The organism is Bacillus sp. FSL K6-0268 (genome assembly GCF_038005425.1).
Classification (GTDB): Bacteria; Bacillota; Bacilli; order Bacillales; family Bacillaceae_G; genus Bacillus_A; species Bacillus_A thuringiensis_S.
This window is the reverse complement of sequence record NZ_JBBOTF010000001.1, coordinates 329031-342326: the sequence shown is the minus strand read 5'-3', so window position 1 is coordinate 342326 and position 13296 is coordinate 329031. Positions and strand designations below refer to the sequence as shown.

The following is a 13296-nucleotide window of genomic DNA, read 5'->3' as shown; positions in this document are numbered from 1 at the left end:
CTCCCTACCTTTTCCCCTTTACGTAGGTTGTTACATTATTGAAAAGTCTTTTGAAGTCCAGTATCCATTTTCTCAAATTCATTTGCTACGGAATGGATATTATCAATCGTTTGTTGAAAAGTAGCGCAAAATTGTTTCGTGATTTGTAAATTTTGTTGATTTGCTTCTTGTGCTTTGAAGTTCACAGATAGTGTCGTACGCGTTGCCTTATTTATAGAGCGACTAGTAGCACTTTGCATCCTATCTGAAGCATTTCTCATTTTCGTTGCAAGTTGCGTTGCCGTATGCAAATTACTTTGAAATTCTCCCATTACTTACTCCCCTCTACCTTTTATTTACAAGAAAATTATAACACGGAAAAATATCCAAATAAACCGAATGTTCGAATTTAACATACAATTCAGAACTGTTACTGAGGGTGCGAGCAACGCTTATCTATCAACATAACTGAGTCCAAGATGGATTCTACTTATACAAAAAAGATGACTTCAGCCATATGCTAAAGTCATCTTTTTCTACCTTATTATTTTACTAATTCTCCATTATAAGCTTTTATATTAAGCGGAGCAGTTAAAAATTGTGCTGCTTTACTAACGAAAGATGTGAAGTGTGCACTCGTATTATGGCTCGCAACTGCTGCTTCATCTTTCCATACTTCTACCATCGTATAAACACTTTCTTTTTCTGTATCTTTATATAAGTCATAAGATACATTTCCACTTTCTTCTCTTGAACCATGAATAAGCGGACGAATTTCTTCTAAAAATGCTTGTTGTTTCGTTGGATCTACTTGAAATATTGCGTGAATAATAATCATGGTGCTTCCCCTCTCATCTTTCACTTATTGAAGTTCTTTTATAAAATTATTTCCACTCTGCAACTTTTTCAATTGGAAGACGTACTGATTGGTAACCACTGTCTGCAGCTTTCCCGATTGAAATTAACATAACTGGTACGTAGCGTTCTTTATCTAGTCCAAATGCTTCTGCAATTTGGTCTTTTTCAAATCCACCAATTGGACAAGTATCATAACCGTGCGCACGAGCTGCTAGCATAAACTGCATCGCTACAAGACCACCGTCAATTAATACAGTGTCTTTCATTACTTCTGGTGTAACCATTGAGAAGTAAGCTGAAAGTTTTTTCATTTGGTCTTCTTTTACTTCTGCTGGCATTAAACCACGCTCTACTGCTGTACCGTAAATTTCTTCTGCGTTATCAAAGTTGTTTAAATCACCAAATAAAGCAATCATTGCTGAAGATGTTTCTACTTGAGATTGATTGAATTTCGCAAGTGGCGCAAGTGTTGCTTTCGCTTCGTCACTTTCAATCACTACGAATCTCCATGGTTGCATGTTTACTGAAGATGGTGCAAGTGTTGCTTCTGTAAGAATTTCTGTCATTTCTTCTTTGCTAATTTTCACTGAAGGGTCGTACTTACGAATTGAACGACGTCCTGTTAAAATTTCGTTAAAATCATTTGTTTTTACTGAGTTAGTCATAGTTGTATTCTCCCTTTTTTATAATTTTTTTATAATTCTTTTATATTTTCTTGAATGTGATTTAACATATTTAAAAGATTATCGCGTTCTTCCTCACTTAATCCTTTAAATGCAGATGCTGCAAAACGTTCTTTTTCCTCTTGAAATGCTTGAATTTTATTTCGTCCCTCTTCAGTAAGAGAAACTAACGTAATTCTGTTATCATCTGGATTTTTACGTCTTACAATCATTTCATTGGCCTCAAGCTGCTTTAAATGCCTTGTTATCGCAGCATTATCAATATTCACTTCTTGCTGAAGTGCTTTTTGACTAATTTCACCTACTTCAAATAATTGAAGTATAAGCTCTAATCGAGACTGGCTCATACCCGTACACCCTTCAAATTTCGAACTTACTTCTTTATTTAGAAAGTGTAATTTATATAAAATAATCGCTTCTTTTGAGCATGAACTTGTCAAATTACCCCTCCTTTACAATCAAAATAAAAACATTTGATGTATCAATAGTTGATATGTCAATTAATATAATCTATATCGATTTAGAATGCAAGCATTTTGTTTTTATTTTATTTTTTCCAAATTAAGGCGCTTTGTAGCGTTACAAATAATGTTAATTGCACTATAATAATACTAATTTAAAGAACTGGAGAGTGATTGTAATGCGGCAATACACAAATAGAAATGAGGAAATGAAAATGGAAAATGAAATGAGGATATTTAAATATGACAACAATAAATATAGGGATTGTCGCGCACGTAGACGCTGGCAAGACGAGTTTGACTGAGCGTATTCTTTATGAAACAAATGTAATTAAAGAAATTGGCCGAGTTGATAGTGGTAATACACAAACTGACTCAATGGAATTAGAAAGACAACGCGGAATTACGATTAAAGCATCTGTCGTTTCTTTCTATATAAATGACTTAAAAGTAAATGTAATTGATACACCTGGACACGCTGATTTTATCGCTGAAGTGGAGCGATCCTTCCGCGTTTTAGACGGTGCGATTTTAGTTATTTCTGCCGTTGAAGGTGTGCAAGCACAAACGAAGATTTTAATGCGAACATTACAGAAACTAAACATACCAACAATATTATTCGTAAATAAAATTGATCGTAATGGCGCAAATACTGAAAAAGTTATGAAACAAATAAAAGAGATTCTTTCAAATGAAGCATTCCCCTTCTACTCTGTTCTAAACGTAGGAACGAAAGGAGCCCGGATTATTGCATACAAATCATATGACGATTGTACGGAACTGTTAGCGCCATATAATGAATCGTTACTTGCGTCATATGTAAATGATGAAATCGTACCGGACGTATTATTAAGAGAAGAACTCGAAAAACAAATACAGCAAGCAAGTGTGTACCCAATCTTTTTCGGTTCAGCCATGACAGGTATAGGTGTAACTGAACTGCTCGAAAATATTTCAACCTTATTTCCAGCTAATAAGTCGGCAGAAAACGAAACATTATCCGGTGTTGTGTTTAAAATTGAACGTGAACCTTCTGGAGAAAAGATTGCTTATGTAAGAGTTTTTTCTGGTCGTTTACACGTAAGAAAATATGTTGATATACAGCGCGGAGACGTTCTGGGGCATAAAGAAAAGGTTAAGAAAATATGTCTATTTCATAACGGGAATGTTGTTCAAGCTTCTATCGTTCCTAGCGGAGAATTTTGCAAAGTGTGGGGACTGAATGATATTAAAATTGGTGATATTATCGGTGAACGGACTCGTTATATAAAAGATATTCACTTTGCCGAACCACAAATGGAAGCGGCCATTGATGCAGTATCAAAAGAAAGAATTCATGATTTATACGCTGCACTTATGGAACTCTGTGAAGAAGATCCACTCATTAAAGTGTGGAAAGATGATGTTCATAAGGAACTATACATTCGCCTTTTCGGTGAAGTGCAAAAAGAAGTAATTGAAACCACACTTTTTGAGAAGTATAATTTGCAGGTTACTTTCTCAAATACACGAGTTGTATGTATTGAGAAACCAATTGGCATAGGGAATAGCGTTGAAGTAATGGGCGAAAAAGCGAATCCATTTTACGCAACAATTGGCTTCGAAGTGGAGCGTGGTGAACTTAATTCTGGCATAACGTATAACTTAGGTGTTGAGCTTGGATCACTTCCATTAGCATTCCATAAAGCGATTGAAGATACGGTATTTCAAACGTTAAAACAAGGTTTATATGGATGGGAAGTTACAGATATTATCGTCACGTTAACACATACTGGTTATGCTAGTCCTGTTACAACAGCGAGTGACTTTAGAAATTTAACACCGATCGTATTAATGGATGCTTTAAAGCAAGCTGAAACACATGTATATGAACCAATAAACGAGTTTGAATTAACTGTACCGGAGCACGCAATTAGTACCGCGATGTATAAGCTCGCTGCCGTTCCAGCAACTTTTAGAGAGCCTATATTGAATAATAACTCTTACCAGTTAACAGGATCATTACCTGTTGCAAAAACAGAGAATTTTAAACGAATGCTACATTCATTTACAGAAGGAGACGGCATATTTACAACGAAGCCAGCTGGTTTCACAAAGCTTATGGCTCCCTTCCCTACTCGAAAACGTGTTGATTATAATCCGCTGAACCGTAAGGATTATTTACTTCATGTTTTGAAGGCTTATTAAAGTAAAAGAGGTGCAATTCGCACCTCTTTTGCATGTATTAATAGGTTAGTTTGTCCTAACAACTTCTTTAAGTTCTCCTATTATTTTCGCTATAGCCTCAATTGAATTTTCCGTTTCATATCCCCCAACATTTACAGAATGATTTGCATTTTTGACAACTTCAATCTGTAAATTCGTTTTATATAACTGATCAATTTGATCTGCATTGTATTGGTAATCTTTATCCCCAATAACTAAAAACCCTTCGTGTCGACTATGTAAGATAGAATCAAAAATTGTATCAAACGTCAGTAAAGGTGTAAGTAGTATCATTTTTGACTGCGCGAATTCGTCTCTCTTCATTAAATCATTTGCAATCGGAATTGTTCCGAGTGATTTCCCTAAAAACATAGTATCGTTATATTGCTTACCTTTTAATACGCCCTTCATTATAGAATTAATATCATCCATCATTACTTTCGTTATTTCTTCCATTGTTTTATTCATTACTTGTTCGTCATAAGAATAATGAATATGTACTACATCTATTTTATTTTCGAGCATAAGCATCGTCGCATAATAAAATAACGGTTTATCGTAATTGTATCCTGAACCGGAGAACATAAAGCAAATCCTACTAGAACCTTTTTCGATATGTGTGTAACGAATTACTTTATCATCTATATGTATTTCTTTTTTAGTCCCCTTCACCCTTTTCCCCTCCGAATACATTTAATTTTGTAAAACGATATGTTCTGTATGAACTGCTATATCCTTTACTTTCTCTTTTATAAATGCAGGCTGTAAATTATATGCCTCTAACTCTTCTACCGGCACCCACTTAAAGAAATACGTTCTACCTTCTTCTTCCAAAATATATTGATCCGCTCCATTTGCAGGTAACTCATGTAGCTCTACTTCATAATAAAAACTAATTTCATGAAACTTTCGCTCAGAAAGTGTAAAGAAATTTTCTACTGACCATATTAATCTTTTCCCTTTCATAGGAACACCTAATTCTTCTGCAAGTTCTCGTTTTAACGTATCTTCACTATTTTCTAGCATTTTCACTCTTCCGCCTGGTACATACCAATAATCTTCCCCTTTGTTTTGAAGAATAAGTATTTTATTATCCTGTTTACAAATTGCTCCGACGCGATAATTAAAACATGTTTCCTCTACTTTAAACGTAAGATCCATCCGTAATGCCCCCTCATATAAATATCGAATTATTACAAAACAATTATGTAATTACTGTACAAATAAGGTTACTAAATTTATCCACTTCATTCAATGGTTTTTGAATTTTCTAAACTATTATTTTTCATCATTACAAGTGTATATACATATGTTACAATCACATTGCACACTAGAAAACATTATGGGGGTACGGATGGAAACGTTATTAATCCAGCAAACTGAGAAATCAAATAAGTTTTGGAAAATCGTTGTGAAAGAAAAAGACTATGTTGTGTTTTACGGAAAAATTGGCACAGCTGGCAGTGTGAAAGCGAAAGAGTTTGAAACAGAAGAAGAATGTATGAAAGAAGCTAATAAACTAGTTGCTTCCAAACGTAAAAAAGGATATACAGACCCGTTGCCTGGGGAAGATTACATAAAAGAAAAAACGATAACCGAAGAAGAATTTTGGGAACTACTTCATCGTGCAAAAACGAAAGGTGAGGACCAAGAAGAACAAATAGAATGGCTTACTTCTCACCTTGCTAAACGTACAGTACATGAAATTGTAGCATTTGATACGCATATGCATCGTCTTTTGAAAGACTCCTATACCTCCCGTTTATGGGCAGCAGCCTATATTATTATGGGTGGCTGTTCAGATGATACTTTCGATTACTTCCGCGGATGGTTATTATATCAAGGAAAAGAGACATACGAAGCTTGTATTGAAGATCCAGAACGATTAATTCCTGTATTAGAAAACTTGAGTGAGTATGACGTCCCAGAGATTGAAGAACTTTCTTTATATTTCGGTTTCACTGTATATGCAGAAAAAACTGGTGACGAAGATGATACTTACTTTACACTTTACCATGTCTTATCTAATGAAGAATTCGACGATGTAGATTTTGAATTTGACTGGAATGAAGACGATGAAGAAGGTTTAAAAAAGATGTTTCCTAAGCTATGGGAGATGTATGGGGAAGAACCGATTGAGTAGTAGATTAATTATTCGTGAAAAAGCGCCTTGTTTCTTTAGTAACAAGGCGCTTTTTTTGATACTATATTTAAATTATTATCTTCCCACTCTCCCACCACTCCATAAAAGTCTTTAAAGAAGGAGCAACCCACGTTCTACTATCATTTTCATGATTCCATACATATATATCATCTCTTTGCACTTTTCCATTCAAAATGGAATAGCCAAACAAATCACCATTTCCGCCATCAGCAAAAAATAATAAACAGTCAAAAGGCATGTATAAATCCTTAAAATCAACTATATTTCTCATACTCATATTTTCAGTTTTAATTTTTGAAGCAGACCATATAAAGTCACCGTATTCACCTTCTATACCATTTGTTTCCTGTAATAATTGATATAAATCATTCGGTAACTCCACATGTATACATTGTTGTATATCAGTAAGTTCCTCCTTCGTAGCCGAATTTTTTAAGCTTAAGTTTGATGAGATACTGTGAATGGTGTCTTTCCACATCACCTTTTCTCCTCCTTATGTGCAATCAAGTATATTCAAAGGACACCGCTAAATTTATTGATACCATCTTTCTAACAATTCCTTCTCCCTCTCCCCTGAAATACCTGCTTTTAATTCCCATTCGTCCACACTCTTCATCCACTCATACACATCTGTAACTGTATGTCCTAACCTTCTAAAAGTAAGTCCTTCTTTAACAGCACTTTCAATACTAATTGAAAATCCACCTTTCCACGGCTTCGTTTCACCTTCTAATGAAAAAGTTTCTGGAAGCCATAAAGGCATCTCTGTCCAAGGCTGCACTTTATGTTCATTCATAAACGATTCCTCTATCCAAACGAATTCAGCATCACTATTCGTAACTTTTTTACACGTATTTAATAGCTCTTCCATCGTCAAATCATAATTCGGACCTGTTACATTGAATGTACCTGCATTTTTGTTTTCTGCCATGTTTAGTCCCCAGTTTGCGACGTCTTTTATATCAACTATCTGTACTGGACGGTCTTTTCTTCCTGGAACTAACACTTTACCTCCTTTTGCTACACGCCCGATCCAGTATGGAAGTCGATCTGTATAATCGAACATTCCTGAAAGAAGTCCTGCTCTTACGTGTAAAACACGCCCCGGCCAATACTTCTCTGCTTCTTTTTCGCATAATACTTTCAGCGCACCATAATGCTCATAAGGAGATATTTCACCATTCTCTACAGCCTTTATTTGCTCTTCCGTCGGTTCAGGTTGTAATATATAGTCTTCTTTTATGTCATGCAGAATCCAATCTTTATATACGGAAAGGCTTGAGATGAATATATAGTGTTCAATATTATCTTTAAGCACTTCTCCAACATTCCTAATATGATGCGGAGAAAATCCACATGTGTCTATGACAACATCCCACGTTCGATTTTTTAAACTTGATACATCGTTATTTCTGTCACCGGTTAACTGCTCCACATTAGAAAAAATTTCTTTGTTTGTTCCTCGGTTAAATAACGTAATTTCATGCCCTCTCTGTAAAGCCTCATCTACAAATGCTCTTCCTAAAAATCGTGTACCGCCTAGAATTAGAATTTTCATGGTTCTCCCCCATTCATCATTAAAAATCCTTTCTTTTGTTAAACGATTTTTTGCTCTTAAAAGTTACGGGTGGAATGCAGATTTTCACTATAATCTTAGTTCTATAAAATAAAAAGTAATTATTAGCGCTCATTCTTTACCTTTACACAATCTCCCCATCAATTAACTCAATAATTCTATTACACTTATTCGCTACCTCAATATCATGCGTTACAATAATAATCGTTCGTCCTTCTTCATTCAGTTGTAATAGTAGATCCATAATTTCTTCTCCTGTTTTTCTATCTAAATTCCCTGTCGGTTCATCAGCCAAAATTATTTCTGGTTCGCCTACTAACGCTCTAGCAATTGCGACGCGCTGCTGTTGTCCACCTGATAACTCGTCCGGTGTTTTATGCATATGTTCTTTTAAACCTACTTTTTCTAAATAGAACTTCGCCTTATTTTCTCTTTCTCGTTGCTTTAACTTTCTATATGTGAGTGGTAGTGCTACATTATCCAGTACAGTATGTTCTTTTAACAATGCAAAATATTGAAAAATAAATCCAATCATTTCATTTCTTGTTTTATGAACTTTATTCGCTCTAATTTCATTTAATGGTTTTCCATTTAACGTATATTCACCCTCATTTGGCATATCAATTAACCCTATAACATTTAATAGCGTACTTTTCCCCGACCCTGATCGACCCATTATCGCTATAATTTCGCCCTTATTTATCGTTAAGTTTATACCATTTAACGCGAACGTATTATGGTTCTTGTTACTATACACCTTCTTAATGTCTTTCAATTCAATTAAACTCATTATTCCATCCCACCTATTAATGTTTTCGGTTCAAGTTTTCTAATAAACAAGAAGACAATGAGATTTGAAATAATGATGATCACTAATAAGAATAGGAATACAAATAATAAAATAGGCATATTTAAATTTATTTCGCGTACAGATGCCATATCAAAGTCCTTCGAAACTTGCAGATGATCCTCATATCTCCATAAAAAGTAAACTATCGATAAAAACTTACCAACTATCGCAATACATATGTTTTCTAATACAATTTGAATGAACATCCCAAACTTACTTTCTCCAAGGACCATCTTAATACCAAATTCCCTCTTTCTCATCATGATGGAAACAATTGTCGTTACGACAATTCCCGCTATTATAAATAAAATAAATAGACTTCCTACTATAAGATCGATATTTTCCGTATCCATACTACTAGTAACGGCTTCATTTATTTCTTCTCCTAAATTTTTCAAGTACAACGTAACGTCGCTTCCCTTCAGTTGAATCATTTCTTGTAGTTTGTTTACATCTGCGTCTCTTTTTAAATTCATAATTGTACTTTGATGTAATCTTGAAAACATTATTTCATAATGTTCATATCTATCAATTGGCATGGGTGATAGCATAGCCTTATCTAATTTCTGGTATATATTCGCTCCGTTACCATTTATAATGAATTTATTTCCCGGCAAAAATCCAATAATCGTATATTGATTATTGATTGTATCCCCTATTTGAAAATATTTCTTAAAGTAAGGACCTAGTAAAACATTCGTTTTCTCTTCACTATTTTTTTGGAAGTCTTGATAAGAAAAGCCTGTTCCAGCTTTTATAGGTATATTCAGTAATTTATAATAATTTTCATCTATTGTAATTATAAGAATAGTAGGGTTTTTATCGCGAAAAGTTTTATTTTTCAATTCTTCTAACATAATTTCTTGGAGCAGTCGATTGCTTGATTCTAGTTCGATTATGCTCTCTTCGTATGTACCATACGAAATCACATCTTTATTTTGCTGCATTTTTTTATAAACTTCTTCGATTTGCCCTTTATTAAATTGATCTGCCTTCAACCTATCAGTAGTCATCTCATCATAAGTGATAAAATATGTACTTTCTAAATCTAGCAACGAGTTGGAACTGTTTCCAAGATAGTGAAAATTACAAAGCATATTAATGGAAAGGGTTATTGCCGCTAATCCAAACGTGAATTGTATTAAGAGAAATATGGAAATGAGCAATCTATTTTTCAAAGCCATAAGAGCACTTTTTAGTCTCATCTTATTTACTCCTTTAACGCTTTAGCAGGTTCAATTTTAAGTATTTTGAAAAATGGTATTACAGCGGTGATGAACGAAATAAACAAGGAAATTACTACACTCATCACAACTTTGAAAACATCTATATGAATAGTAAAACCCATTACATATACTATACTTTTATTCATTGTACTTAAAATCCACTGCATACATATCGCACAAATGACTGCAACGATTGCGCATATGAATAATTGGCTAAATATAAATACAAATAAATTCAAATTGCTTGCTCCCAACGTTTTCCTTAAGGAAATACTCTTCTTCTTCGTGTAAATCCAAAAATAACTCGCAATTATACAGTTCATTACAGCAATAAAAAGTAGACTGTACGGAAGAGTAAGTTGTGCTCTCATAGCTTTATTCGAGCTTTTTTCGTTCTCATAATTCTCTTTTTCATTTATCACTTTCGCATTTGTATCAGTTCTATTTTGCTTAACATACCGAATAAATGTATCTATTTCTTGTTTAGGATTTTCGTTAGACCTTACTATCATTTCAAATGTATTTTCATTTTGCATACGTCGCTTTATCTCATCAGGCATGTCACTTAAGCCGACAAAAACATTGTAGTCATATGCGTATCCGGTATTCGCAGCGCTCACGCCTTTAACTCTATATTCTCTACTAAACAGTTTTATTGTTTCAGATTCTTTATAAATTCTCTTTCCGACAATTACACTATTTTCTTCCCCATCTTCCATATGAGAACCCTTTATTAAAGGCGGAGACCAATTTTTATTTATAAGACCAACCATCGTTACTTCACCTATGCCTGGCAGTTTGGTTCTCATATCATTTGTAATAACACTTGAATTCTTAAAACTAGTTTCTGTTATCGCTTGGATTGCTTTAAAATCCAATTCCCCAAAACTAGTAAGCTGAATAGCATAGTAATATTTAAAATAACCATTTTTATACTCATAAAATTTTTCATCGTAATAATCTCGAATCGACATCGCTATAAGTATGGGCAGAATTGTTAAAGTAAATCCAATAAATAACATAATGAATATTTTTATGTTCACTGCTATTTCTTTTAATATTAGATTCATATACCCTCCAAACGTCAAAAAGATAAATATCCTTTTTGACAAATTCCATATAAACGCTGTACTTATCAAAAAAACTTAAAATATTATTCTGTTTCCTTAAGCCATCAAGAAATGCACATTAGCTTTTAATTCGTTTTTCATACACACTTCATCCCCTTTCTTTAAAAGATTTTTAGTATGCGGCTTCATTATACATAGAAAAATAAAGGTTAAAATCAAGCCTTCGAAATCTTAACATTTTTTTACGCTATATTTATTTTCCAGTTAACTTAATGACATTAAGTTATTTTCCCATCTCCCTTTCTATGTAAAATGCCATATATAAAGGCGGTATGAGATCTCATACCGCCTTTATATCTTAAATTTAATTGTTTTGTAAGTAAGGAAGAATATATTTCACAATCAATTCCCATCTATCCCGTGCATTCGGTATAATTTCAGAAGCAATTACTACAACCAAATCCTGCTTCGGAATACAACAAATCATATTCCCACCATCACCCATAGCACAGTATGAAAAGATTCCATCTTCTTCTCGTAACCACCATAAGTAACCATATTGATTTGAATTCATCGCTATTGATTCTATTATCCATGATTTTGATAGTATTTGTTTTCCATTATGAATACCTTCATTCAAATACATCTGTGCAAACTTCGCCATATCCCTAACCGTTAACGTTAGTCCCCAACCGCCTGTTGAAATACCATTTGGATCGTGAACCCATCCTTTCACATCTTTTCCGAATAGGTCATCAAATCCAAATGCTTTCATATTATAGTTTGGAATTTCTCTCATATCGAGTGGTTGAAATAAGTATTTGTTTGCAAATTCACGAGCACTTTTTCCTGTTGTGCTCGTAATAATTGCTGATAGTAAATGAGCTCCTGCAGATGAGTATTTAAAAGATCCGATTTCTCCGCCGTTCCCCATTCTATTAAGTGTATACTGTACCCAATCCTCTTGTGTACATAGTTCTTCTAACGGTTCCTGCCAATCCGTAAAAGGATATGGTGCTGTCATTGTAAGGAGGTGTCGCACTGTTATGTCAGATGCCTTAAGTGTATATTCAGGGAAAAACTCTATTACTTTTTGATCAACGCTTTTTATATAGCCCTTATCTATACATATCCCAATTAACGCAGAGATTATCGTTTTTGTAACTGACGCTACATGAAACGCATTATCTGGACTGTAACCATTATAATAATTTTCAAAAACAACATTATCTTTCTGCACTACTAACATACCATTAATATTTTTGTATTCTTCTTTTATAATACAGTCTAGCTTTTCAGCAGTTTGCATTGTTCTTCCCCCTTAATCAACGATTAAAAAGGTTCGATAGGTACATATATATCAACTATATGTTTCTTTTCCGGGTGCTGCCTTGGGTCATTTTTATACATTTCAAAAGGATATGAATCTCTCGGTTTATATCCGCTATTTGGAAGCCACTCACCGTATAAGAAATCCCATGCTCCTTTATATTCATCTTGGAATATTTCAAAATGACCTACCGCATACTTTCCAGAAGGTATAACCATTATTCCAATGTCGTTCGTTTCTACTGCGGACTCATTCGGAATTGTTATGCATAAACTAGTTCTTAAATGATTGTCCTCAGTAAATTCATGATGATCGTGGTAAATGGTTAATACTTTCGTATCCTCAAATACATAATAGTTTTCCACCGCTGCGTAATGAAATAATTTCTCTATCATTTTTGGAAAAGCTATCGTTAACTCTTCATATGTACCGATATGTCTTTTGTATGCGACGTTTATATTATCCGCTGTTACAATTTCAACATTTCCTCGAACCTTCTTACACTCATTGTATTGAGAAGTTTCGCTTACGTCTTTGCAATTCTTGCTATTGTCATTTCGATATTGAGACGGACTTACACCGTAATAATTTTTAAATGTTCGGGAGAAAACTGCTGAATCTGTAAACCCGAAGTGATACGCAATATGTGTAATCGTCATATCTGTGCGATATGTAAGTAGATTTGTTGCCCTTTCTAACTTCAATCGGTTTACATACCGTGATAATGGCTCGTCTACTATCCCCTTGAAAATCCGATGAAAATGAAACTTTGAAAATCCTGCTATATCCGCTAGCTCTTCAATGGATAGTGAATCATTTATGTGTGATTCTATATAATCTTGCACTTTATAAATGCGTCGTAAGTATTCATTTCTACTTTGTTTACTCTCCATA

Annotated in this window: 15 protein-coding genes; 2 read left to right on the top strand and 13 right to left on the bottom strand. The window is 34.0% G+C overall.

Features of this window, described 5'->3' with window-relative positions; genetic code table 11:
- Positions 1 to 35: 35 nt before the first annotated feature.
- The 4 genes from MHI28_RS01700 to MHI28_RS01685 form a co-directional block, all read right to left on the bottom strand.
- Positions 36 to 311 (bottom strand): TIGR04197 family type VII secretion effector, encoded by a 276-nt coding sequence (locus tag MHI28_RS01700; protein ID WP_000503638.1) that lies wholly within the window; start codon positions 309 to 311, stop codon positions 36 to 38.
- A 212-nt stretch (positions 312 to 523) separates the two neighbouring features.
- Complete coding sequence (locus MHI28_RS01695) at positions 524 to 817, bottom strand: putative quinol monooxygenase (RefSeq protein WP_000583832.1); 294 nt, start codon at positions 815 to 817, stop codon at positions 524 to 526.
- A 46-nt stretch (positions 818 to 863) separates the two neighbouring features.
- Positions 864 to 1502, bottom strand: coding sequence for a nitroreductase family protein (locus MHI28_RS01690; protein WP_000185391.1), 639 nt, complete (start codon positions 1500 to 1502; stop codon positions 864 to 866).
- A 29-nt stretch (positions 1503 to 1531) separates the two neighbouring features.
- Positions 1532 to 1960: a MarR family winged helix-turn-helix transcriptional regulator gene (locus tag MHI28_RS01685; protein ID WP_000204162.1), complete on the bottom strand. Its 429-nt coding sequence runs from the start codon at positions 1958 to 1960 to the stop codon at positions 1532 to 1534.
- A gap of 264 nt (positions 1961 to 2224) precedes the next feature.
- Between MHI28_RS01685 and MHI28_RS01680 the strand changes: the two genes are divergently transcribed.
- A complete protein-coding gene (locus tag MHI28_RS01680) occupies positions 2225 to 4168 on the top strand; it encodes an elongation factor G (RefSeq protein WP_042598191.1) in 1944 nt (647 codons plus the stop codon).
- Between the two features lie 45 nt (positions 4169 to 4213).
- Here MHI28_RS01680 and MHI28_RS01675 read toward each other — a convergent pair whose 3' ends face one another.
- Complete coding sequence (locus MHI28_RS01675; protein ID WP_179193181.1) at positions 4214 to 4879, bottom strand: alpha/beta hydrolase; 666 nt, start codon at positions 4877 to 4879, stop codon at positions 4214 to 4216.
- A complete protein-coding gene (locus MHI28_RS01670) occupies positions 4880 to 5347 on the bottom strand; it encodes an NUDIX hydrolase (RefSeq protein ID WP_000366247.1) in 468 nt (155 codons plus the stop codon). It abuts the gene before it with no gap.
- Positions 5348 to 5540: 193 nt separating this feature from the next.
- Here MHI28_RS01670 and MHI28_RS01665 point away from each other — a divergent pair, with 193 nt between their 5' ends.
- The gene (locus MHI28_RS01665) at positions 5541 to 6329 is read left to right on the top strand and encodes a DUF4240 domain-containing protein (protein ID WP_000449118.1); all 789 of its coding nucleotides are present in this window, start codon (positions 5541 to 5543) and stop codon (positions 6327 to 6329) included.
- 67 nt (positions 6330 to 6396) lie between these two features.
- Here MHI28_RS01665 and MHI28_RS01660 read toward each other — a convergent pair whose 3' ends face one another.
- From MHI28_RS01660 to MHI28_RS01630, 7 genes are all read right to left on the bottom strand, one after another.
- Positions 6397 to 6828, bottom strand: a complete 432-nt coding sequence (locus tag MHI28_RS01660; protein ID WP_000265344.1) for an SMI1/KNR4 family protein — start codon at positions 6826 to 6828, stop codon at positions 6397 to 6399.
- 54 nt (positions 6829 to 6882) lie between these two features.
- Positions 6883 to 7908: an SDR family oxidoreductase gene (locus tag MHI28_RS01655; protein ID WP_000697692.1), complete on the bottom strand. Its 1026-nt coding sequence runs from the start codon at positions 7906 to 7908 to the stop codon at positions 6883 to 6885.
- Positions 7909 to 8050: 142 nt separating this feature from the next.
- On the bottom strand, positions 8051 to 8716 hold the full coding sequence (locus MHI28_RS01650; RefSeq protein WP_000052374.1) for an ABC transporter ATP-binding protein: 666 nt from the start codon (positions 8714 to 8716) through the stop codon (positions 8051 to 8053).
- Positions 8716 to 9981 carry an ABC transporter permease gene (locus MHI28_RS01645; RefSeq protein WP_001237490.1) on the bottom strand — a complete coding sequence of 422 codons (1266 nt, stop codon included), beginning with the start codon at positions 9979 to 9981 and terminating at the stop codon, positions 8716 to 8718. Before MHI28_RS01645 ends, MHI28_RS01650 begins: the two co-directional genes overlap by 1 nt.
- A 5-nt stretch (positions 9982 to 9986) precedes the next feature.
- Positions 9987 to 11072 (bottom strand): ABC transporter permease, encoded by a 1086-nt coding sequence (locus MHI28_RS01640; protein WP_001048976.1) that lies wholly within the window; start codon positions 11070 to 11072, stop codon positions 9987 to 9989.
- A 364-nt stretch (positions 11073 to 11436) separates the two neighbouring features.
- Positions 11437 to 12381 (bottom strand): serine hydrolase domain-containing protein, encoded by a 945-nt coding sequence (locus MHI28_RS01635; protein WP_001192445.1) that lies wholly within the window; start codon positions 12379 to 12381, stop codon positions 11437 to 11439.
- Between the two features lie 23 nt (positions 12382 to 12404).
- Complete coding sequence (locus MHI28_RS01630) at positions 12405 to 13295, bottom strand: AraC family transcriptional regulator (protein ID WP_000444275.1); 891 nt, start codon at positions 13293 to 13295, stop codon at positions 12405 to 12407.
- Between the last annotated feature and the right edge of the window lies 1 nt (position 13296).